This window comes from Sphingopyxis sp. PAMC25046 (assembly GCF_004795895.1).
GTDB lineage: Bacteria > Pseudomonadota > Alphaproteobacteria > Sphingomonadales > Sphingomonadaceae > Sphingopyxis.
On sequence record NZ_CP039250.1, the window covers coordinates 3664138 to 3686754 of the forward strand.

21 protein-coding genes are annotated in these 22617 nt (G+C 67.1%); 9 read left to right on the forward strand and 12 right to left on the reverse strand.

All coding sequences use genetic code 11. From position 1 onward, the window contains the following. Positions 1-3: 3 nt before the first annotated feature. Positions 4-1506, reverse strand: coding sequence for a M28 family peptidase (locus E5675_RS17235; RefSeq protein ID WP_247594668.1), 1503 nt, complete (start codon positions 1504-1506; stop codon positions 4-6). Positions 1507-1607: 101 nt separating this feature from the next. Further along, a complete protein-coding gene (locus E5675_RS17240; RefSeq protein WP_136175577.1) occupies positions 1608-2429 on the reverse strand; it encodes a CoA ester lyase in 822 nt (273 codons plus the stop codon). 84 nt (positions 2430-2513) lie between these two features. On the opposite strand from E5675_RS17240, the gene E5675_RS17245 reads away from it, so the two are divergent. Together E5675_RS17245 and E5675_RS17250 are read left to right on the forward strand one after the other, a co-directional pair. Further along, on the forward strand, positions 2514-3428 hold the full coding sequence (locus E5675_RS17245) for an SPFH domain-containing protein (RefSeq protein ID WP_037555968.1): 915 nt from the start codon (positions 2514-2516) through the stop codon (positions 3426-3428). A 1-nt stretch (position 3429) separates the two neighbouring features. Further along, a complete protein-coding gene (locus E5675_RS17250; protein WP_136175578.1) occupies positions 3430-3876 on the forward strand; it encodes an NfeD family protein in 447 nt (148 codons plus the stop codon). Here the strand turns inward: E5675_RS17250 and E5675_RS17255 are convergent. The 3 genes from E5675_RS17255 to E5675_RS17265 form a co-directional block, all read right to left on the reverse strand. Further along, positions 3873-4403 (reverse strand): GNAT family N-acetyltransferase, encoded by a 531-nt coding sequence (locus tag E5675_RS17255; protein WP_136175579.1) that lies wholly within the window; start codon positions 4401-4403, stop codon positions 3873-3875. The two genes, E5675_RS17250 and E5675_RS17255, sit on opposite strands and share 4 nt — an antisense overlap. Positions 4404-4434: 31 nt before the next feature. Beyond that, complete coding sequence (locus E5675_RS17260) at positions 4435-4995, reverse strand: hypothetical protein (RefSeq protein WP_136175580.1); 561 nt, start codon at positions 4993-4995, stop codon at positions 4435-4437. A 134-nt stretch (positions 4996-5129) separates the two neighbouring features. Further along, a complete protein-coding gene (locus tag E5675_RS17265) occupies positions 5130-6020 on the reverse strand; it encodes a metal-dependent hydrolase (RefSeq protein WP_136175581.1) in 891 nt (296 codons plus the stop codon). A 58-nt stretch (positions 6021-6078) separates the two neighbouring features. Here E5675_RS17265 and E5675_RS17270 point away from each other — a divergent pair, with 58 nt between their 5' ends. From E5675_RS17270 to E5675_RS17280, 3 genes are all read left to right on the forward strand, one after another. Then, on the forward strand, positions 6079-6687 hold the full coding sequence (locus tag E5675_RS17270; protein WP_136175582.1) for a TetR family transcriptional regulator: 609 nt from the start codon (positions 6079-6081) through the stop codon (positions 6685-6687). Positions 6688-6862: 175 nt separating this feature from the next. Then, a complete protein-coding gene (obgE, locus tag E5675_RS17275; RefSeq protein ID WP_136175583.1) occupies positions 6863-7903 on the forward strand; it encodes a GTPase ObgE in 1041 nt (346 codons plus the stop codon). A gap of 64 nt (positions 7904-7967) precedes the next feature. Beyond that, positions 7968-8762, forward strand: a complete 795-nt coding sequence (locus E5675_RS17280) for a MipA/OmpV family protein (RefSeq protein WP_136175584.1) — start codon at positions 7968-7970, stop codon at positions 8760-8762. Between the two features lie 10 nt (positions 8763-8772). Here E5675_RS17280 and E5675_RS17285 read toward each other — a convergent pair whose 3' ends face one another. Beyond that, the gene (locus E5675_RS17285; protein ID WP_136175585.1) at positions 8773-9936 is read right to left on the reverse strand and encodes a helix-turn-helix transcriptional regulator; all 1164 of its coding nucleotides are present in this window, start codon (positions 9934-9936) and stop codon (positions 8773-8775) included. A gap of 969 nt (positions 9937-10905) precedes the next feature. On the opposite strand from E5675_RS17285, the gene proB reads away from it, so the two are divergent. From proB to sppA, 3 genes are all read left to right on the forward strand, one after another. Further along, on the forward strand, positions 10906-12012 hold the full coding sequence (proB, locus tag E5675_RS17290) for a glutamate 5-kinase (protein WP_136175586.1): 1107 nt from the start codon (positions 10906-10908) through the stop codon (positions 12010-12012). A 17-nt stretch (positions 12013-12029) separates the two neighbouring features. Continuing rightward, positions 12030-12926 (forward strand): NAD(P)H-binding protein, encoded by an 897-nt coding sequence (locus E5675_RS17295; protein ID WP_136175587.1) that lies wholly within the window; start codon positions 12030-12032, stop codon positions 12924-12926. Between the two features lie 78 nt (positions 12927-13004). Further along, positions 13005-14987, forward strand: a complete 1983-nt coding sequence (gene sppA, locus E5675_RS17300; protein ID WP_136175588.1) for a signal peptide peptidase SppA — start codon at positions 13005-13007, stop codon at positions 14985-14987. A gap of 120 nt (positions 14988-15107) precedes the next feature. Here sppA and E5675_RS17305 read toward each other — a convergent pair whose 3' ends face one another. From E5675_RS17305 to E5675_RS17315, 3 genes are read right to left on the reverse strand one after another with little or no spacing between them, the layout of a single operon-like run. Beyond that, a complete protein-coding gene (locus tag E5675_RS17305; protein ID WP_136175589.1) occupies positions 15108-16010 on the reverse strand; it encodes an alpha/beta fold hydrolase in 903 nt (300 codons plus the stop codon). A gap of 22 nt (positions 16011-16032) precedes the next feature. After that, positions 16033-17343, reverse strand: a complete 1311-nt coding sequence (locus E5675_RS17310; RefSeq protein WP_210727555.1) for an oxygenase MpaB family protein — start codon at positions 17341-17343, stop codon at positions 16033-16035. A gap of 54 nt (positions 17344-17397) precedes the next feature. Beyond that, positions 17398-18015, reverse strand: coding sequence for a trimeric intracellular cation channel family protein (locus E5675_RS17315; protein WP_136175591.1), 618 nt, complete (start codon positions 18013-18015; stop codon positions 17398-17400). 53 nt (positions 18016-18068) lie between these two features. Between E5675_RS17315 and E5675_RS17320 the strand changes: the two genes are divergently transcribed. Further along, on the forward strand, positions 18069-18530 hold the full coding sequence (locus E5675_RS17320) for a GFA family protein (RefSeq protein ID WP_136175592.1): 462 nt from the start codon (positions 18069-18071) through the stop codon (positions 18528-18530). Between the two features lie 4 nt (positions 18531-18534). Here the strand turns inward: E5675_RS17320 and E5675_RS17325 are convergent, their stop codons facing one another. Genes E5675_RS17325 through odhB form a run of 3 tightly spaced genes read right to left on the reverse strand, consistent with a single transcriptional unit; the run spans position 18535 to position 22589 of the window. Next, entirely contained in the window at positions 18535-19875 is a 1341-nt protein-coding gene (locus tag E5675_RS17325) for an amidohydrolase (RefSeq protein ID WP_247594669.1), read from the reverse strand. Positions 19876-19898: 23 nt separating this feature from the next. Further along, positions 19899-21296, reverse strand: coding sequence for a dihydrolipoyl dehydrogenase (lpdA, locus tag E5675_RS17330; RefSeq protein ID WP_136175593.1), 1398 nt, complete (start codon positions 21294-21296; stop codon positions 19899-19901). 42 nt (positions 21297-21338) lie between these two features. Next, entirely contained in the window at positions 21339-22589 is a 1251-nt protein-coding gene (odhB, locus tag E5675_RS17335) for a 2-oxoglutarate dehydrogenase complex dihydrolipoyllysine-residue succinyltransferase (RefSeq protein WP_136175594.1), read from the reverse strand. Positions 22590-22617 lie beyond the last annotated feature (28 nt).

The following is a 22617-nucleotide window of genomic DNA, read 5'->3' on the forward strand; positions in this document are numbered from 1 at the left end:
GGATTACTTCCCCGGCCACCGCTTGGTATCGGCAAACGCCCGCCCCAGCGCGACATGCAAATCGGCATCCTCCGCCGCGCCGCCGAGCGGAATCTTGTCGGAGAAATTGTCGGCCGCCTGATGATAGTCGCTGCCGAGGAAGGCTTCGAGCAGCTTCATGTCCGAAAAGCTGCCACCGACCATCAGCGACGTCACGCCCTTCGCGCCCAGCGCCCAGCCATCCTGCCGCTGGATGAAGGCATCGGCCTCGCCATCCTCGTCGAGCGTGCGGCCGAGCTTCGTCGCGACCTCGCGCACCACCGCGTCATAGGTGGGCTTGCCGCGCCCGATCGTCGCCACCGGCGTGCCGCGCGGCGAGATGGCAATCGTATCGACGTTGAGCGCCACGGTGATGTCGGACAACGGCACCACCGGATGATCGGCGAAATAATGCGCGCCGAGCAGGCCCTTCTCCTCGGCCGTCGTCGCCATGAAATAAATGTCGCGATCGGGCCGCGCGCCCTTGCCCAGCCGCTTCGCGACCTCGATCAGCACCGCGATCCCGCTCGCATTGTCGACCGCGCCGTTGCAGATGCGGTCGGCGGCACCTTCGGGTTCGCAGATCCCGAGATGGTCCCAGTGGCCGAGGAACAGCACCGCCTTGCCGTCGGGTTTCGCGCCGGGCAGCTTGGCGATGATATTGTGGCTGGCAAAGGGGCGGACCGCCGATTGCGCGGTAAAGTCCGCCGTGACCGGCAGCGCGGCACCCTTGTAATCGGGCGACTTGGCGGCATCGCGCAGCGCGGCGCTATCCTGTCCTGCCGCCTTGAGCAGCGTGTCGGCAGCTTCGGGCGAGAGAAAACCGCTCACCGGCGCACCCGACTTGGCGCTGGCAAGGCGAACGGCCTTGCCGCCCGCGCTTTCGCGCAGCGTCGTCCACGGTACCGCATTGGTCGCGATCACCAGCACTGCGCTCGCCCCCGCATCCGCCAGCATCTGCCGCCGCTCGCGGTAGCGCGGCAGCTTGTCGCCGAAGGGGGCATTGTCGAACAGCATGATCGCGAGCTTGCCCTTGACCTCGGCATTGACCTTGCCCGCGCCGTCGACGCCATAGCCGACGAAAACCACAGGCAGGTCCGCAAGCGCGACCGACGCATCGCGGCCGGTCACGACGATCCCGTCGTCGCCCAGCGCGACATCGCGGCCGCCCGCCTTGAACGTCGCGCTGCTGCCGAGCGCTTGCGTCTCGACAAAAGGCACCGGCTGAAGCCACGGCGTCGCACTGCCCGGAACGGCTTCGAGCCCGGCCTTCGCCCATTCGCCGACGACATAGGCGATCGTGCGATCCTCACCCTCGCTGCCGGGCGCGCGGCCCTCGAACGCGTCGTCCGCCAGTATCTTGATATGCGCCGCAAGCTCGGCCTCGGTGACCGGGGCATCGCCCTTGGCGGGCGCGGCCGAAACGCTCGACGTGAAGGAAAGTAGGGCGACGGCCGCAATGGCGGCGCGGAAAGAAGCAGCTTTCATGGGCGCGCGGCATGACATTTCCGCCGCAAGCAGGCAAGGCGGTTCGTCGAACGACGAACGGCGGGTCTATGAGCCCCTCCCCTGAAAGAGAGGGCCGTTAGCTACCGCCCCGCCCGCGCCAGCAACGCCCTTGCCGCCGCGACGTGCATATCCTCGATCATCCGGCCGTCGTGCCGCTGCGCCCCGCCCGTTGCCCCGGCGACGAGCGCCTCCGCCGCCGCGATCTCGCGCTCCGACGGCGCGAAGGCGATGTTGCACGGGTCGACCTGCGACGGGTGGATCAGCGTCTTGCCATCGAAGCCGAGCCGGCGTCCTTCCGCAGCCTCGGTCGCGAAACCCGCAGCGTCGTCGATCGCGTTATAAACGCCGTCGAAAGCCCAGACCTCGCCCGCGCGCGCCGCGAGTATGATCGCTTGAATCGCATGGCTCATCGCGCCGCGGTCCATGCCATCGGGCAGCTTGAGTTCGTGCGCCAGATCGTTGAGCCCCGCGATCAGACCCGTCACGGCGGGATCGGCGGCGATATCGCGCGCGGCATAGATCGACACGGGCGTTTCGATCATCGCGAGGATGGGCAGGCCAAGATCGCACAGCGGGTCGAGATCAGGCGGCGCATCGACCTTCGGTAGCACGACGGCATCCAGCGCCAATCCGGCGAGCGCGGCGATGTCGTCGGCCTGCTCGGCGCTGCCCGTCGCATTGACGCGCACCGCGACGCGCTTGCCCGGAAAGCCCGCTGTCACCGCGCCGCGCATCGCCTCACGCGCCTCGGCCTTGCGATCGGCGGGCACCGCATCCTCCAGATCGATGATCAGCATGTCGGCGGTAAGCCCGCCCGCCTTTTCGAGCGCGCGCGCATTCGATCCCGGAACATAGAGCAAGGAGCGCGGCGGATAGTCGGCGGAATAGTCGCTTGGGGTCATGCGCTTTTCTGTGGCGCAACCCTGACGTTGCCGCAATAAGGAAGCGGGTTTGCAGAGACGCAATTTGCAAAGAGGGGATGATCGATGGAATTCGCACTCGCACTGGTGGTTCTGGCGCTGGTGTTCCTGATCTGGGCGCTGACGCCCGTGCGGCAGGGCTATGCCTATACGATCGAACGCTTCGGCCGCTACACGCACACCGCGCAGCCTGGCCTCAACTTCATCATGCCGATCTTCGACCGCGTCGGTCGCAAAGTGAACATGATGGAACAGGTGCTCGACATTCCGGGGCAGGAGATCATCACCAAGGACAATGCGATGGTTGCGGTCGACGGCGTCGTCTTCTTCCAGGTGCTCGACGCCGCCAAGGCGGCCTATGAAGTCAGCGATCTTTACCTCTCGATCATGAACCTGACGACGACGAACCTCAGAACCGTCATGGGCTCGATGGACCTCGATGAAACGCTGTCGAAGCGCGACGAGATCAACACGCGGCTGCTGCACGTCGTCGACGATGCGACGACGCCGTGGGGGGTCAAGATCACGCGCGTCGAGATCAAGGACATCCGCCCGCCCGCCGACATTTCGAACGCGATGGCACGCCAGATGAAGGCCGAGCGCGAAAAGCGTGCGAATATCCTCGAAGCCGAAGGCAGCCGCGCGTCCGAAATCCTGCGCGCCGAGGGGCAGAAACAGAGCCAGATTCTCGAAGCCGAGGGGCGCCGCGAGGCCGCCTTCCGCGACGCCGAAGCGCGCGAACGCGAGGCCGAGGCCGAAGCGAAGGCGACGCAGATGGTGTCCGACGCGATCGCGGGCGGCAACGCGCAGGCGATCAATTACTTCATCGCGCAGAAATATGTCGAGGCGGTAAGTCAGTTCGCGACCAGCCCGAACAGCAAGACGATCCTCTTCCCGGTCGAGGCGACGCAGCTGATCGGGACGCTGGGCGGCATCGGCGAACTCGCCAAGGACGCGCTCGAACGCAAGACGGGAGCCTGACATGCCCGACTGGCTCGCCAATATGGAACCGCACTGGGCGTGGCTGTCGCTCGGCGTGCTGCTCGCCGCCGCCGAGATCGTCGCGCCGGGCTTCTTCCTCATCTGGATCGGTGCGGCAGCGATCGTCACCGGGGTCATCGCGTGGATCGTCCCGCTCAGCGTCCCGCTCCAGCTCGGCATCTTCGCAGTGCTGGCGTTCGTTGCGCTTTACGGCGGGCGGCGCTGGCTGAAGGCGAACCCGATCACCACGGCCGACCCGCACCTCAACCAGCGCGGCGGCCGCCTCGTCGGCGAGGTGCTGACCGTGACCCGGGCGATCGAGGACGGCCGCGGCCGCGCCAGGGTCGGCGATGGCGAATGGCCGGTGCGCGGTCCCGACGTCGCCGAGGGTGCGAAGGTCCGTGTCGTCAGCGCCGACGGCGGCGTGCTGCTGGTCGAGCCGGCCTAGCCGCCCTGCGGCCGCGAATAGATCGCCACCACATGCCCCAGTGCGTCGCTGTCGCCGATGCGCCGGAACCCCAGCTTGGCCGCGACACGCTCCGATGCCTCGTTGCCGAGGTCGATGATGCAGCGCACATCCTTTGCATCGAGATTCGCGTCGGCCCAGTTCAGCGCCGCGGTCATCGCCTCGGTCGCATAGCCCGCCCCCCAATGGTCGGCGTCGAACGCCCAGCCCGCCTCGGGCCGCCCTTCGAGCTCGGGGATGCCGCGGCAGAAATAGCTGAGCCCGCCCATGCCGATCAGCGCGTCGCTCGCGCGGTCGGCGAACACCCAGTAACCGAAACCCATCACCGGCCACAGCCCCGCCGAACTCAGAAACTTGCCCCAGCTGACGTCGGGGGCGCGCGGTTCGCCGCCAATGAAGCGCGTGACGCGCACGTCGGCCCACATCGCGATGTGAACATCCTTGTCGGCGAGGCGCCCGGGACGCAGGCGCAGGCGGTCGGTTTCGATGACGGGGGGTGCGGTAAACATGGCGCGGGTGTGCCGAAGCGCGGCGAAGCGGTCAATCGGGGTCGAGATAATGGTCGAACAGGTCGTGCAGCACCGCCGTCCCGTCGACCTGCCGCTTTGCGCGCAACACGCCCAGTCCGTCGACCCGCGCCAGCACCTCCACATGGCGCAGCACTGCATGATAATGCGGCTCGTCGTTGAAATCGCGGAACAGGAAAACGCAGTCGGGCTTGCAGTGGATGATCGCCTGCAACAGGCAGGCGACGCGGAAACGCCCGGCGATCGACACCGCATCGGGGCTGCCGCCCATGCCGCGCCAGATATGGCTGTGATAGCGCGGCCAGTCGCGGATGCGGCTTTCGCCCGCGGGATAGCCCCCCTCGCCTACCGGCCCGATGTCGATATGGACGGGCGTGAATTCGACCGCTTCGCGCGCGACCTCGTCCTGTATCCGGCCGAGCTGCGCGGGATCGCCGTCGACGCTGACGATCCGCCGCACCTGCCGCGCCGCAACCAGCGTAGCTTCGCCGCAGCCGAATTCGAGCAGCGAAGACAGCCCCGCAAGTTGCAGCTCGATCTGCGCGATTTCGGCGGCGGTCAAATGTGGTCGCATGGTCCCCTCCCCACGCGCTCAGCGATATGGGACGGGCGCCGCGGCGTCCAGCCGCGATCGGCATATTATCGCCGCGAAGGCGGGCTCCCGGAGAGGGGAGAGAGAAGACCGCTCCGGGTGCCCGCCTTCGCGGGTCAGGCTGCCGCCGCAGCCAGCTCGGGTTTCGATGAATGCGCCGGCATGATCGCGTCGGCATAGTCGCTTTCATATTTCTGGATCAGCGACCGGTCGTCGTGGTTCCACGGGTGGAAACCCGGCATGAAATAGGAAAGCCAGGGAAAGAAGCTCTTGCGCAGCACGCCCGGCGTGCCGAGCAGATACCACCAGATGCGCGCCGTAACGCGCCAGCCGGTCAGGCCGTCCTGTTTGAGCAGCGCCTTCATGCCCTTGACCCGCTTGGGCCAGAAACGCATGGTGACGAGCAGCATCATCAGCGACTTGGCGCGCCAGCGCTTGAAACGGCTCCAGTCCTTCGTCGCATGCAGCCAGGTGTCGTAAGCGACGCCCTTGTGCTCGATCTCCTCGATCGCGTGCCATTTCCACAGCGCGGCCCATTCGGGCTCGGCGCCCGCATACATGCTCTCTTCGCGCAGCATCACCGCCGCCATCATCGCGGTATAATGTTCGAGCGCGATCGTCGCCATCAGGTTGACGATCTGCGGGCGCGTCTTGATCAGGTCGAGCACCTGGTTGACGTCGTCCTCGAGCTCGGAAAGATCATATCCCGCTTCGGCCGCCTTCTTGTTGAAGACGACATGCTCGCGGCTGTGGATCACCTCCTGCTGGGTAAAGGCCCGGATTTCGCGCGCCAGCTTGTCGGGGACGCCGTCGCGATGCGCCTTCACCGCCTCGATGAACATCGCCTCGCCGCGCGGAAAGGTCACCGACAAGGCGGTGTGAAAGGCCGAGGCGATCGGATCGCCGTTCAGCCACCAGCGCCCCTGCCGGTCGTCGCGGCCAAAGCGCATATCGCGCGGCGTGATCGAAAGATCGGCGGGGGTCGGCGACCGGGAAAGGCTGGACATATGGCTCATACCGTCGAAAAGGGTTGTCGGGGCCAGCAAATAGGGTTTACTTACATATATGTCAATAGTGAAGAAGCGTTTGAGTCCCGAGGAAAGCCGGTCGGCAGCGCTCGAGGCCGCGCGCCAGATATTGGTCGAAATGGGGCCGGCCGCGGTGACGCTGAAGGCCGTCGCCGCGCGGGTCGACCGCACGCACGCGAACCTGCTCCACCATTTCGGCAGCGCTGCGGGGCTGCAAAAGGCGCTCGCCGCCTATCAGGCCGAAACGGTGTGCGACACGATCGGCAGGAAAATGGCCGAATCGCCGCCGGGAGAACGCAATGTCCGCGAGATCGTCGACCTCGCCTTCGATGCCTTCAACGAGGGGGGCGCGGGCGCGCTCGCGACCTGGATGGCGGCCACGGGCAACGATGACGCGCTCGATCCGATCGTCGATGCGATCCACCGGCTGATCGACGGCATGGCGCCCGACGCGCACGAAAAACGGCTGATGCACGAAGATACGCTGGCGCTGGTGCTGATGGCGCTCGGCGATGCGCAGCTCGGCGGCCCGATGGCCGAAGCGCTCGGCCTGCCGCGCGACACCTCGCGCGTGCTCGCGACCGAACTGATCACGGGGCGGATCGCCAAATTCTGGGCAGAGCATGGCGGCAAGCCGCAAGCGTAAAGGCTGGTAATTTTGTTACGCTGGCGCTAAGGGCGCGCATCCCCTGTCTCCGTTCGCATCGAGCGAAGTCGAGATGCCTCTCGGCTTGACGCCGTGCTGCAGGGTGTCTCGACTTCGCTCGACACGAGCGGGTCTAGAGGTTTAGTCTCGCTTCCCCGCCCCTAAAGGCCCCGCCATGCACTTCCTCGACCAAGCCAAGATCTTCATCAAGTCCGGCGACGGCGGCCCCGGCGCCGTCTCGTTCCGGCGCGAGAAATATGTCGAATATGGCGGCCCCGACGGCGGCAACGGCGGCAAGGGCGGCGACATCGTTTTCGAAGCCGTCGCCGGCCTCAACACGCTGATCGACTTTCGCTACACCCAGCATTTCAAGGCGAAGCGCGGCACTCCCGGCGCGGGGCGCGACCGCACCGGTGCGGGCGGCCCCGACCTTGTCATCCAGGTCCCGATCGGCACCCAGATCCTCGGCGACGACGAGGAGCGCAGCCTGCTCGCCGACCTCACCAAGGAAGGCGAACGGCTCGTCTTCCTGCGCGGCGGCGACGGCGGGCGCGGCAATGCGAGCTACAAGACCTCGACCAACCGCGCGCCGCGCCAGCACGGCCCGGGCTGGCCGGGCGAGGAAGCTTGGGTGTGGCTGCGGCTGAAGTTGCTCGCCGACGCGGGACTCGTCGGCCTGCCCAACGCGGGCAAGTCGACCTTCATCAACGCGGTGACCAACGCGCAGGCCAAGGTCGGCGCCTATGCCTTCACGACGCTTCGCCCGCAGCTCGGCGTCGTCAGCCACAAGGGGCACGAGTTCGTCATCGCCGACATCCCCGGCCTGATCGCGGGCGCCGCGGAAGGCGCCGGCGTCGGTGATCGCTTCCTCGGCCATATCGAGCGCTGCCGCGTGCTTCTCCACCTCGTCGATGCGAACGACGAGGATGTCGCGACCAGCTACCGCATCGTCCGCGACGAGCTCGAAGCCTATGGCGCCGACCTGATCGACAAGCCGGTGATCGTCGCATTGAACAAGACCGACACGCTCGACGACGAGCTGATTGCCGCCTTGTCGGCCGAGCTCGAAGCCGAAAGCGGCCATCCGGTGATGGCGCTCTCGGGCGCGAGCGGCGCGGGCGTGCCCGCGGTGCTCGACAAGCTGCTCGAGGCGATCGGCCACCCCGAACCCGGCGAGGACGAAAGCGAAGAATCGACTGATTGGTCGCCGATTTAGCGCCTGTCCCCCGGGAACGAAATGCCGCCGCAGGGAATTTCATGCGGAACAACAAGGATTTCGCATGACCGAACGCAAGCCGCTTCACGCCCTGCTCCTCGTCGCGCTCGCCGCGGCCGCCGCCCCGGCGAATGCGCAGGAAGGCGACGAAAATGTCGGAAAGCGCACGCGCGTCATCCTCGGCCCGCAGCTTTCGCCATCGTGGCCGGGCGCGGACAAGTTCAGCGTCGGCCCCTATATCGACGTCACGCGCACCCGCGACAGCGAGTTCGAATATGAGGCGCCCGATGAAAGCTTCGGCCAGCCACTCGTCCATACGGGCAATTTCGCCTTCGGCCCCGCGCTCGGCTTCATCGGCAAGCGCAAGGCGTCCGACATCGGCGCCGACCTGCCCAAAGTCGGCTTCACAGTCGAAGCAGGCGCCTTTGCGCAGGCTTATCTGACGCCTTCGCTCCGCGTTCGCGTCGAAGGACGCAAGGGCCTCAGCGGTCACAAGGGCTGGGCCGGCGAAATCAGCGCCGACTATATCGCGCGTCAGGGCGACGACTGGCTCTTCTCGATCGGCCCGCGCGTCACGCTCGGCGACGCCAAATATCACCGCGCCTATTTCGGCGTGGACCCCGCCGCAGCCGCCACATCGGGCCTGCCCGCCTATGATCCCGGCGGCGGCGTCCAGTCGGTCGGCGTCACCGCCGGCTATCACCGCATGCTCGGCCGGAATTGGGGCATCGCGGTCTACGGCCGCTACGACCGGCTCGTCGGCGATGCCGCCGACTCGCCCGTCACACGCCAGCTCGGATCACGCAGCCAGCCTTCGGGGGGTATCGCGCTCAGCTACACCTTCGGCGGCGGCCGCTGAACCGGCGACCCTAAACTTCACCCGGTGCCGGCAGCCGCGCGAGCAGCGCCACGAGCTGCGCCTGGCTCCCCGCTCCGGTCTTGCGAAAAATGCCTTTCAAAAGGAAGCGCACCGCGTTGAGGCTGACGGCGCGAAGCGCGGCGTAATCGCGCAGCGTATCGCCTGCGGCCAGCGCGACGGCGAGGCGCGCTTCGGCCGGGGTCAGCCCGAACCATTGCGCGACGCGGTCGATCTCGACCACCGGGGTTTCGCCCGGCGCGCTGCCGAGCGTGACGATCAACGAGGCGCCAAGGCGGACGCCGCCGAGTTGCTGCGCCGACTGCCGCGTCACCCGCGCGACGAGCACCGGGCATTCCTTGCCCGAAGGCGCGACGGTCTGAAAGGCAAGGCCGGCGGGATCGGGGCGTCTGACGAGATCGAGCAGCTGTTTCTGGCTCGGCGGATGGGTGAAGGCGAAACGATCCTGCGCGGTGCGGATGAACCCCGCGCGTTCGTAACGCGCGGCGCGGGCGTTCGCGGCGAGGATGCCCAGCTGATCGTCGAGGCTGAAGATCGCGAAGGGCGCGGCGTCGGCCGCCGCCCGCGCGGCGCCAGCGGCAAGGTCGAGCGTCGCGATCCGGTCGCTGATCCGCATCGCGCGCTGCATATGCGGCGCCAGCACGCGCAGACCGCGCTTCAACCGTTCGACGTCGCGGTCGCCCGGGCCCGGTAGCATCAGTCCGAGCCGCTCGCCCTCGCGTCGGTCGAGCAGCACCGCGACCAGCCGGTCGATGCCCCATGGTTGCAGGAAATTGCGGAAAAATTCGGTTTCGGCGAACTCCGCGCGCGTCATGATGTCGAAACTGTCGACAACGCTGCCATTACCATAGCGCATCAGCTTGCGCGACCACGGATGGTTGCCGGCGTAAACCGCCGAATAGATTTCCTGCACACCGGCGGCGAGGCCGCTCGCCGCGACAAAGCGTGCGCTCGGCGGATTGCTGCTTTCCCAGAGGATGAAAGCCGCGTCCCAGTTCAGCGGGCAAAGCGTGCCGGTGATGCGGGCAAGGGTCTCGTTCCAGCTTTCGGGATGAAGGACGGAATCATAGATTTCGCCGATCAGCGCGTTGAGCACCTCCCATTCGGCCGGCGCATTATGGTCGGTCGGAAAGGCCGGTCGCTGTTCGCCCTGCATGCACTTCTCCCCACAGAAGATACGCAGCCCCGGCATTTGAGGGGAGCCGAACCGCAATGGCAAGCGCAATGCGACAAAATGAAAAAAATCCGCTCCCTACCCAGGTGGGTAGCGAAACAAGCGTCCGAATCGGTCATGAATGACCTGCGACCCGAGGAAGGTGGAACCAAGGCCATCTTGCTCTCTTGAAGTCCGTCGGCTTGCCGGCGGACTTCATTTTTTTGGGCGATGGACCGGCTGCGGCCATTCGGCGTATCGGCAATATCGCGGTCGGGATTGGGGCCGCTTGGAACGGAAAATGCAAAGCCTGAGCTATTCGCGTCCACCTGCGCGGAACGTTCGCTCCTTCCGGAGCCTGCTCCGTCGGCTCCACCGAACGAGCAAGCCTCTCGACACGACCCTGCGAAGGCGGCCTTTCTCGGTTGGCTGGTTCGACCGAAAGCTGCCATTAAATCCTCCCTGTGGCGAAGCCATGGGGAGGGGGACCGCCGCCGCAGGCGGTGGTGGAGGGGCCACGACGGTGCGCCATAGGCCCCTCCGTCAGTGCTTCGCACTGCCACCTCCCCATCGCTTCGCGACAGGGAGGATGTGTCTTTCCCCGTCACCCTCGAACGGGACACGTGGCTCGTTCGACTTGATCCGGGGTCCCGCTTGATGCCGAAGGCCGGTCGACGCCCCAAAAAGCGGGATCCCGGGTCAAGCCCGGGATGACGGAAGTGGAGGAGAGCAACGACAGCTTTCCACCCCAAAACCGCCCATTCCGCGCCGTCGAAAAACGCTGTCCTACGAAATCGGGCCGGACTAGCCTGCCTCCATGACGCCGCCCTCCCCTTCCACGCACTCCTCCGCCCTTCGCTCCTCGCGCGCGAGGAGCGTCAACTTCGTCAACTTCCGTCCCACCTCGCAGCGGCGTCGATCGCCGGGACATTCGCATTGGCGGAACGCGCGCATCGCGCTATCGGCGGCGCCATGAGCCTGTTTCCGCCCCTTTCCTGCCCCCGCCTGATCGTCAAGATCGGATCGGCGCTGCTCGTCGATCCGTCGGGCGCGGTCCGGCGCGACTGGCTTGCCGGGATCGCCGCCGATATCGGAGAGCGGAGGCGCGCCGGCCAGCAGGTCGCGGTCGTGTCGTCCGGCGCAATCGCGCTCGGCGCGCGGCGCCTCGGGCTCGCAAAAGGCGGACGCGGGACGCTGGAGGATGCGCAGGCGGCCGCCGCCACCGGGCAGATCGCGCTGAGCCAGGTCTGGGCCGAAGTGCTCGGCGCCGAAGGGCTGACCGCGGCGCAGATGCTCGTGACGCTGGACGACCTCGAGCATCGCCGCCGCTACCTTAATGCCGCAGCGACGCTCGACCGGCTGCTCAGCCTCGGCGTCGTACCGATCATCAATGAGAACGACAGCGTCGCGACCGAGGAAATCCGCTTTGGCGACAACGACCGCCTCGCCGCGCGCGTCGCGCAGGCCGCGGCGGCGGGCGGCGTGATCCTGCTCTCCGACATCGACGGGCTTTACGACCGCAACCCGGCGCAGGACGACGCCGTCCATGTCGCGCGCATCGAGCGGATCGACGCGGCGATCGAGGCGATGGCCGACACCGGTTCGGCGTCGGGCATGGGATCGGGCGGCATGGTGTCGAAAATCGCCGCGGCGCGCATCGCCAATGCCGCGGGCGCGCATCTCGCCATCGCGTCAGGTCGCATCGACCGGCCGCTGTCGACCGCCGCGCGGCACAGCCTGTTCGTCGCCGAAAAGGGCGCGAGCGCGCGCAAGGCGTGGCTCGCGGGCGGGCTCACCGCGAAGGGCCGGGTCGAAATCGATGCGGGCGCGGCGAAGGCGCTGCAAGGCGGCGCAAGCCTGCTCGCCGCGGGCGTGACCGCGGTCAGCGGCAGCTTCGCGCGCGGCGATATCCTCGACATCGCCGGTCCGGACGGACGCGTCATCGCGCGCGGCCTCTCCGAATATCCGGGCGCCGACGCCGCGAACATCGTCGGCCTCGGCCGTGAGGCGCAGGAAGCCGCGCTCGGCTATGCCCCCAGAAGCGCGATGGTCCACCGCGATCATATGGTGCTGCTCTGACCCCGCCCACCCTCGCGATGACCGGCGCGACCGGCTTCGTCGGCGGCGCAGCGATGCGGCAGGCGGTCACGGCGGGCTGGCAGATCCGCGCGCTCACCCGCCGTCCGCAGCCCGAGCGCGACGGCGTGACGTGGATCGCGGGCGCGCTCGACGACAAGGACAGCCTGGCGGAGATGGCGACCGGCGCCGATGTCGTCATGCATATCGCGGGTGTCGTCAACGTGCCCACCCGCGCCGCCTTCGAAGCGGGCAATGCGACCGCAACCGCCAATGTCGTCGATGCCGCGCGCGGCGCCGGCGTGACCCGCTTCGTCCACGTCTCCTCGCTCGCGGCACGAGAACCCGGCCTATCCAACTATGGCTGGTCGAAGGAACGCGCCGAGGCCGTCGTCATGGCAAGCGGACTTGACTGGACGATCGTCCGCCCGCCCGCGGTCTTCGGCCCCGGCGATACCGAAATGCTCGACCTGTTCCGCATGGCGCGGCGCGGCATCGCACTGGTGCCGAGCGGGCGCATGTCGGCGATCTACGTCGACGAACTCGCGCGCCTGCTCGTCACGCTCGCCGCCGACCGCACCGTCAGCATCGGCCAGATTTACGAGCCCGACGACGGAAAACCGACGGGCTGGTCGCACCGCGGCTTCGCCCGCGCCGTCGCGCGTGCGGTCGGACGCCAGCGTCTTTCGACGCTCGCCACGCCGACGCTGCTCCTCCGCGCCGGCGGGCGGCTCGACACGCTCGTGCGCCGCGGCCGCGCCAAGCTCACCCCCGACCGCGCGCGCTATATCGCGCACCCCGACTGGGTCGCGACCGTGGGCAAATGCCCGCCCGCCGCACTATGGCGCCCCGAACTGGGCACCGACGAGGCGCTGGCCGAAACGGTGCGCTGGTACCGCCGCGAGGGCTGGCTGTGACTTCGCCTGTATGGCTGCACCGTTCGCCCGTCGAAGCGTGCATTGCCAAGGGCGAGGCGTGTCCCTAGATTCGCCCGCATGACCGACAGCACCGCGAACACACCCAACGATCCCGCCGGCCCCTGGGCCATCCCCGTCCGTCGCCCCCTGCCCGGCGACGACAAGCCCAAATCGTCGACCAGCTTTCCGCGCAAGGTCTGGAACCTGCTCGTCGGGATCAAGGATGCGCTCGCGCTCATCTTCCTGCTCCTCTTCTTCGTCGCGCTGTTCGGCCTGCTCGCCGGGCGCCCCAATGCGGGCCTGCCGGTCAGCAAGGGTGCGCTCGTCATCCAGCTCGATGGGATCGTCAGCGAACAGCCCGCCGAAGTCGACCCGTTCGCGGCGCTCTCGGGCGGCGCCCAGCTCAAGGAAGTTCGCGTCCGCGACGTCGTCCACGCGCTCGAAGTCGCCGCCGGCGACGATCGCATAACCTCGGTCGTGCTCGATCTCGACCGCTTCCTCGGCGGCGGGCAGGTCTCGCTCGCCGAGATCGGCGCTGCGGTCGACAAGGTGCGCGCGAAGAAAAAGCCCGTGCTCGCCTTCGCCACCGCCTATACTACCGACAGCTATCAGGTCGCCTCGCACGCGAGCGAAATCTGGGCCGACGGCGTCGGCGGCGTCGCGATCGCCGGGCCGGGCGGTTCGCGCCTCTATTACAAGGGCTTGATGGACCGTCTGGGCGTCACCGCGCACATCTACCGCGTCGGCACTTTCAAGAGCGCGGTCGAGCCTTTCCTGCGTAGCGACCAGTCGCCCGAGGCAAAAGAAGCCGACCTCGCCTATGCCAGCGTCCTCTGGGAAAACTGGCTGACCGACGTCAGGAAAGCGCGCCCTGCTGCCAAGGTCGATGCGTTCATCGCCGACACATCGGGCGCGGTAAAGGCCGCGGGCAACGATCTGTCCAAGGCCTCGCTCGACGCCGGGCTGATCGACAAGGTCGGCAGCCGCATGGCGTTCGACCGCCGCGTCGCCGAGATCAGCGGCACGGCCGACGACAGCCGCCCTTGGGAATATAATGCGATCCCGCTCGAAAACTGGGTCGCCGCAAATCCGCCCGCAACGAACGGCAGCGCAATCGCGGTCGTCCCGATCGTCGGCGAAATCGTCGACGGCGAGGCGCCGAGCGGCGTCGCGGGCGGCGAGACCGTCGCGCAGCATATCCTCGACGCCGCCGCCGACAGCGGGGTCAAGGCAATCGTCCTGCGCGTCGACTCACCCGGCGGATCGGTGCTCGCATCCGAAGAAATCCGCCAGGCTTTGCTCGCCGCCAAGGCGAAGAAGCTGCCGATCGTCGTGTCGATGGCGAATGTCGCGGCGTCGGGCGGCTATTGGGTCTCGACCCCTGCCGACCGCATCTTTGCCGAGCCCGAGACGATCACCGGCTCGATCGGCGTGTTCGGCATACTGCCGAGCTTCGATCAGGCGCTCGCCAAGATCGGCGTCAACGCCGACGGGATCGCGACCACCCCGCTATCGGGTCAGCCCGACGTGTTCGGCGGCGTGAACGACGAATTCAACGCGCTGGCGCAGGCGAGCGTGGAGGACATCTACGCGCGCTTCACCGGCCTCGTCGCCAAGAGCCGCAAGCAACCGCTCGACAAGATATTGCCGATCGCCGAAGGCCGGGTCTGGGCGGGCGGTACCGCACGCCAGATCGGCCTAGTCGACCAGTTCGGCGGGCTGCCCGATGCGATGAAGGCGGCGGCGAAGCTTGCCAAGGTCGACGGCGAGTTCCACGCCAAATATTTCGAGGACGAACCGAGCGAATTTTCAAAGATGCTCGCAAGCTGGTCGGGCGCCGAGGAAGAAACGGCAGCGCTCCCGCGTGGCTGGTTCGGCATCGCGGCGATGAACCGCCAGCTCACCGAGCGGCGTCTCGTACAGGATCTGACGATGCTGACGCAGGCGGGATCGGTGCAGGCATCATGCCTCGACTGCCGCGCCTATCTGCCCGCCGTCCCGCGGCCGGGCCAGGCCGAGGCAAATGGTTTCTTTGCGACGCTGGCCTTGTTGCTGAAGTAATCCCCTCCCGTTCACGGGAGGGGCAACGAGACTAGCGAGCTTGCTCGCTAGTCGCAGCGGGGTGGGCAACTGCAAGGTTGCTGCCCACCCCCGACCCCTCCCGCAAGCGGGAGGGGAGAGTCAGGCCGCGACCGCAACCGCTTTCGCATGCTCCGCAATCGCATCGGCCAGCCTGTCGACGAGCGCCAGCGGCAGGTCGTGCCCCATGCCGGGGATCGTCAGCAACTGCGCGCCCGCGATATTGTCCGCCGTGTCGCGCCCGCCGGGCAGCGGCACGAGCGGATCGTCCTCGCCGTGGATGACGAGCGTCGGCGCCTCGATGTCCTTCAGCATCGGACGCCGGTCGCCATCAGCGACGATCGCCGCCATCTGGCGCGCGACGCCCTGCGGATACCACCCGCGCTCGAAGTCGGCGCGCACGCGGCGCTGCAGCCGGTCTTCGGCGGATGGGTAGCCGGGGCTGCCGATCACCCGCGCGGCATTGACCGAATAGGCGATCAGCGCCTCCTTGTCGCCGCTCATCGGCCGGTTCGCGAGCACGCGCATCGCCTCCTTCTGCGCGCGCGGCAGGCGGCGGTTACCCGTCGTCGACATCACCGAGGTCAGCGACAGCACCCGCTCGGGGTAGCGCGCCGCGATATGCTGCGCGATCATGCCCCCCATCGACACGCCGACGACATGCGCGCGGTCGATGCCGAGATGGTCGAGCAGGCCGATGCCGTCGGCGGCCATGTCGGCAAGCGTATAGGCGGGACGCACCGGCAGGCCGATCACCGACTTGACGATCATCCATTTCACATTGGGAATGCCCGCCGCCTCGAAACGCGTCGACAGGCCGACGTCGCGATTGTCGTAGCGGATGGTACGAAAGCCGCGCGCGTTCAGCGCATCGACGAACTCGTCGGGCCAGAGCGTCAACTGACCGCCGAGCCCCATGACCAGCAGGATCACCGGCGCATCGCGCGGTCCCTTGTCCTCATAGGTGATGCTGATGCCGTTAACGGCCGCCTGCTCTGTCTGCATGAAAATCCTTTGGTTCGAAACGCTAGCTCGCCGTTGCAGGCCTGTAATGCGCGGCGTCGGATGTGAATTCGGCGCGACCATATTCGGCCAGCTGGCGCTCGATCCGATGCACGAGGCGGCGATCGGCGAGGTGGCGAATGAGCGGCATGCGTGAGGCGATGCGGTACGCCGCCATGCGCCCCGCGATGCCGAGCATCGTCGCGCCATAAATCAGGTGATCGCGGCGCCGCACAGGCACGCCGACATTCGCTGCGCGCTCCTCGTCGCCGGCAAGGAAGGCTTTGACGAAGAAGACGCGGCTGACCGAATATTCGAGACGGCGCTTCACCTGTCCCTTCGGCGAGCGATCCTTCGACAGTTCGGCATCCATCGTCGCGCGCAGCAGCCCGCCGCAGACCTGGTCGTCATATTCGTAGCGCAGCGTCGCGCTGCGCGTGCGCCAGATGCGCACGATCTCCTGCGGCGTGTCGGCGAGCAGATCCTCGGGCAGCCCGAGCAGGTAACAGCGATAACGCGCGAGCTCGACGCGCCCGCGTTCGAGCCGGGTAAAGCTGGTGCGACCCTTCGCCAGCACCTCCTGCGACAGGAAATAGACCGGGATCAGCCCGGCGGGCATCTGGTCGAGCTGCGGGATCGGCATGCCATAGGTGTCGGCGTCCCACATGCCGGGGCGCGACAGCACATTGATGCGCACCATCGAGTGCATCAGCCGCACCATCGCCGCCGCCTTGAAGCCCGCACCATAACGGTCGAGCGCGCCGGGGAGCGCAGTCGTCGCGAAGAAGGTCGCGGTTTCCTTCACCCGCCGCGCCGCGGTCGCATGACCGAGCGTGCCGGTCAGCGCCATTGGCAGCGCCGAATATTTGTTGAGGAAGGTCGCGATGAACGCGCCGCGGATCAGGAAGGGCGAGAGGTTCGCGGTCGCGTTGCGCTCATAGGCGGCGCCCTCCTCGACCAGCCCCATGTCGAGCCAGTCGGGCTTCTGTTCCATTTCGCGGATCAGCGCGACCAGCTCGGGTGGTGCGTCTGCAACCGCTTCGATGCCCTTGTCGCACGCATCGACCAGCATCGCGACGGTGCGCTGGAAACCGTAGCGCGGCATCAGCGCGGCATAGGCATCGCCCGCCCGGTCGCCGAGCATCGTATATTCGCGAATGCGGCCGAGCAGGTCGGGATCGTCCAGATAGTCGGTACGATCGATGCTGCGGACGCGGCTGAGCTCGCTCACCGCATCGGCCTCGGGCGCCCAGCGTTCGGGCGCCTTGTCGAAATCGAAGCGGCCGAACAGCTCGGGCAAGGCGTCGGCCTGGCCCCGCACCCGACGGGCGATCATGCTGACATCATTGTTCATAAGGCGAACCTGCCACAGATTCGCGATTTGGCAAGCCTAAGCCTTGGGATCGCGGTACGCGGGGAGCGCGAGCGACCAGCGGATCGCCGCCCCGCGCAGGATGAAACCCGCGACCGCCCCGGTCACCGCCGCGACCGGCGTCCCCGCGCCAAGCCACAGCAGGATCAGGAACAGCCCCGACGCGAGCGCCGCCGCGGTGACATAGATTTCGGGCCGGACGATGATCGAGGGGACGCCGGCGAGGATATCGCGGATCGTGCCGCCGACGCAGCCCGTGATGACGCCCATCAACAATGCCGGCGCGGGCGGGACGCCCCATGCCATCGCCTTGGCTGTCCCGAACACGGCATAGGCGGCAAGTCCCACCGCGTCGGCCCATTCGAGCAACTGCCCCTGCCACCAGCGTTCGGGCGTGATCCAGACGATCAGCGCGATCGCGATGCACACCGCCGCGATCGCACCGTCCTGCACCCAGAACACCGGCGCCCCGATCAACAGGTCGCGCACGCTGCCGCCGCCAACGCCGGTCACCAGCGCAAAGAAGGCGGCGGTCACGAGCGTCTGGCGCAGCCGCACCGCCATCAGCGCGCCCGACAGCGCAAAGACGCCGATGCCGACCAGATCGAGCAGGCGAACGAGCGTTTGTGTATCCATTGCGCGCGGAGCTATCATCGCCCGCGATACGGCACAATGGAGAGGAAGCAGCGATGGAAGGCCGATGCACTTGCGGTGCGGTTCGTTACCGGATGACCGCGGCGCCGATGATCGTCCACTGCTGTCATTGCCGCTGGTGCCAGCGCGAGACCGGCAGCGCCTTTGTCGTCAACGCGGTGATCGAGAGCGAGCGGATCGAGGTCGAAGGCGCGTTCGAATATGTGATGACCCCTTCCGAAAGCGGCCAGGGGCAGGAGATCATCCGCTGTCCGACGTGCCGGGTCGCGCTGTGGAGCCACTATCCCCTCTCGGGCCGCCGTTCTTCCTTCGTCCGTGTCGGGACGCTCGACGCCCCCGACCGATACCCGCCCGACGTGCATATCTTCACGCGCAGCAAGCAGCCGTGGGTGGTCCTGCCCGCCGATGCGAAAGTCTTTCCCGATTTCTACCCGTCGCCCGAAGGCGTGTGGACCACCGACGCGCGGCGCCGGTGGCAGGTGATGATGGCCGGCTGAAGCCCTATTTCGCCGCCGGGCGCACGCCGCCGATGATCGACAACATGATTGCGGTCACGGCGTTGCGGATCGCCGGTTCGGCCTTCGGCGCGAAGAAGGGCGAGTGGTTCGTCGGTGCGGGTTCGCCCTTCGCCTTGAGGTCGGCGAGCACCGCGGGATCGTAACCGCCGATGCCGAAGAAAAGCGACGGCACGCCCGCATCGACAAATTCGGAATAATCCTCGCTTCCCGACATCGGCGTTGCGCTTTCGGGCGCGAAGACCAGTCCCTTGCCGAATGCGGGCGTCAGGGCCGCGACCGCGGCTTTCGCCATCGCCGCGTCGTTCATCATGATGCCGGTGCCGCCGAGATAGCGGATCGTCGGCTCGGGTGCCCCGCCCATCGCGGCCGCCGACTTGGCGACGCGCGCGGTGCCGTCCTGAAGCAATTTTCGCACGTCGGGCGATTGTGAGCGCAGGTTGACCTTCACCTCGGCGCTGTCGGGGATGATGTTGGGCGCGCTGCCCGCATTGATCGCACCGATCGTCAGGACGCCGAACGCCGCCGGGTCTTTCTCGCGGCTGATCACGACCTGCGTATCGGTGACGAAGCGCGCGGCGATCGGGATCGGGTCGATCGTCGCCGCGGGCATCGAGCCGTGACCGCCGCGGCCGTGGAAGGTGATCGCATAGCTGTCCGAAGCCGAAGAGGACGGCCCCGCCTTGATCGCGACGACGCCGGCGGGAAGATTGGTGACGTGCGCGGCAAAGCCGAAATCGGGCTTCGGGAAGCGTTTGAACAGCCCGTCGTCGAGCATCGCCCGCGCACCGCTGAGCGGTTCTTCGGCGGGCTGGCCGATCAGAACTACGGTGCCCGACCAGCTATCGCGCATCGCGCTCAAGGCCTGCGCGACCCCGACCAGATAGGCGACATGCGTGTCGTGCCCGCACGCGTGCATGACGGGCACATCCTTGCCCTCATAGGTCGCGCGCGCCTTGCTCGCCCATGCGAGCCCGGTCTTTTCCTCCATCGGCAGCGCATCCATGTCGGCGCGCACGAGGATCGTCGGCCCCTCGCCGTTCTTGAGCACGCCGACGATGCCGGTGCCGCCGACCTTTTCGGTGACGGTGAAGCCCGCGCTGCGCAGATGCTTTGCCAGGATACCCGCGGTGCGGACCTCCTGCATCCCGAGTTCGGGATGCTGGTGCAGATCCTTGTAAAGCGCCTCGAGCGCCGGATAATTTGTGTCGAGCAACGCGCTCAGCCGCGTCTGGGCGGCGCCGAGGTCGGGCGCCGCCTGCGCGCTGGTTGCCATGAGGGAGAGGGTCAGCGAAGCCGCTGCCCAGAGCCCGTGCTTCGCCATCATACTCTCCCCCAATTTTATCCGTGTCAGATGTGTATCGGCTTGCCCGTCACCGCCATCGCGGCTTCCTTGATCGCCTCGCTGTGCGTCGGGTGCGCGTGGCAGGTGTAAGCGATGTCTTCGGACGTGGCGCCGAATTCCATCGCCTGCGCGGCCTGCGCGATCATCGTGCCCGCGACGCTCGCGATGCACCACACGCCGAGCACGCGGTCGCTTTTCGCATCCGCAACGACCTTGACGAAACCGTCCGGCTCGTGGTTGGTCTTGGCGCGGCTGTTCGCCATCATCGGGAATTTGCCGACCTTGACCTCGCCCTTTTCCTTCGCCTGTTCTTCGGTCAGGCCGACGCCGGCGATTTCGGGCCAAGTGTAGACGACCGACGGGATGACGTCGTGGTTCACGATGCCGGTCAGCCCCGCGATATTCTCAGCACAAGCGATGCCTTCGTCCTCGGCCTTGTGCGCGAGCATCGGGCCCGGGACGACGTCGCCGATCGCCCAGATGCCGGGGACCGGCGTTGCAAAATCATGGTCGGTCTCGATCTGGCCGCGCTGGTTGACCGCGAGGCCCGCCTTGTCGAGGGCGAGGCCGTCGGTGTTCGGGCGACGCCCGATCGAGACGAGGACGACATCGGCTTCGAGTGTCTCGGCATCGCCGCCGGCGGCGGGTTCGAGCGTCAGCACGGCCTTCTTGCCCTTGACCGCAGCCGAAGTGACCTTGGTCTTGAGCTTGAATTCCATGCCCTGCTTCTTGAGGATCTTGTTCGCTTCCTTGCGGACGTCGCCGTCCATGCCGGGCAGGATCTGGTCGAGGAATTCGACGACGGTGACCTTCGCGCCGAGGCGGCGCCACACGCTGCCGAGTTCGAGCCCGATCACGCCGCCGCCGATCACGACCATATGGCCGGGGACCTTTGCGAGTTCAAGCGCGCCGGTCGAATCGACGATGATCTGCTTGTCGTTATCGACTTCGACACCGGGAAGCGGGGTCACCGACGATCCGGTCGCGATGATGATATTCTTGGCGCGATAGGTCTTGCCCGCGACTTCGACGCTGTCCTTCGACGTGAACTGGGCATAGCCCTTCAGCCAGTCGACCTTGTTCTTCTTGAACAAAAATTCGATGCCGCCGGTCAGACCCTTCACCGCATCCTTGCGCTGGCCATGCATGGTGCCGAGATCGAGTTCGGGCTTCACCTTGATGCCCATCGCCGCCATCGCACCGCCCGCCGCAGCCTCGAAATATTCGGACGCGTGGAGCATTGCCTTCGACGGGATACAGCCGACGTTGAGGCAGGTGCCGCCTAGCGTCTCGCGCCCTTCGGCGCATGCGGTCTTGAGGCCAAGCTGCGCGGCGCGGATCGCCGCGACATAACCGCCGGGACCGGCACCGATGACAAGGACGTCGTAGTCGTAATCAGCCATTATCGTTCCTTTCACCCCACGGGGGGACGGGGAGAAATATCTTTAGAGGTCGATCAGGATGCGCGTCGGATCCTCGATCGCTTCCTTGATCGTCTTGAGGAAGGTCACCGCTTCGCGCCCGTCGATCAGACGATGGTCGTAGCTCATCGCGATATACATCATCGGACGGATCACGATTTCGCCGTCGCGCACGACCGGGCGATCCTCGATGCGGTGGAGGCCGAGCACCGCCGACTGCGGCGGGTTGATGATCGGAGTCGACATCAACCCGCCGAACACGCCGCCGTTCGAGATGGTGAAGGTGCCGCCGGTCATGTCGTCCATCGTCAGCGTGCCGTCCTTGGCGCGCTTGCCGAGGTCGGCGATCGCCTTTTCGATGTCGGCAAACGACATGCTATCCGCGTTGCGGACGACAGGCACGACCAAGCCGTTCGGCGCACTGACCGCGACGGAGACGTCGAGATAATTGTGATAGACGATCTCGTCGCCGTCGATCCGCGCGTTGACCGCCGGAATGTCGTGCGCGGCGAGCGCAACCGCCTTGGTGAAGAAGCTCATGAAGCCGAGGCGCACGCCATGCTTCTTTTCGAAGCTGTCGCGGTATTTTTCGCGCGTCGCCATCACCGCCGACATGTCGACGTCGTTGAATGTCGTGAGCATCGCCGCGGTGTCCTGCGCCGACTTCAGCCGCTTGGCGATCGTCTGGCGCATGCGGGTCATCTTGACGCGCTCTTCCTGGCGGCCCGGCGCAGCGGCGGCAGGTGCCGACGGCGCGGCAGCGGGTGCGGGGGCAGCAGCAGGCGCCGCGCTGGCGGCGGCGAGCACATCTTCCTTGGTCAGGCGGCCGTCCTTGCCGCTGCCCTGGATCTTCGTCGGGTCGACGCCATGTTCGAGCACGAGGCGGCGGACGGCGGGCGACATGGTCGTGACGGTGTCAACCGCTTCGCCAGCCGATGCCGCGGTCGCGGCGGGCGCCGGAGCGGCGGCCTCAGCCTTGGCCGGTGCGGGAGCAGGCGCGGCAGCGGTAGCGGCAGGCGCCGGGACAGCGGCAGCGCCGCCCGCCTCAATCGTCGCAATCGCAGCGCCGACATTCACCGTATCGCCGACCGCGACGAGTTGCTGGCCCATCACGCCGGCGACCGGCGAAGGCACTTCGACCGCGACCTTGTCGGTTTCGAGGCTCGCGATCGGCTCGTCGAGAGCGACCGCCTCGCCGGGTTTCTTCAGCCATTCGCCGATCGTCGCTTCGGTGACGCTTTCGCCCAGCGTGGGGACTTTGACTTCGGTGCTCATAGGTGCAGTTCCTTGGGGACTTGGGCTT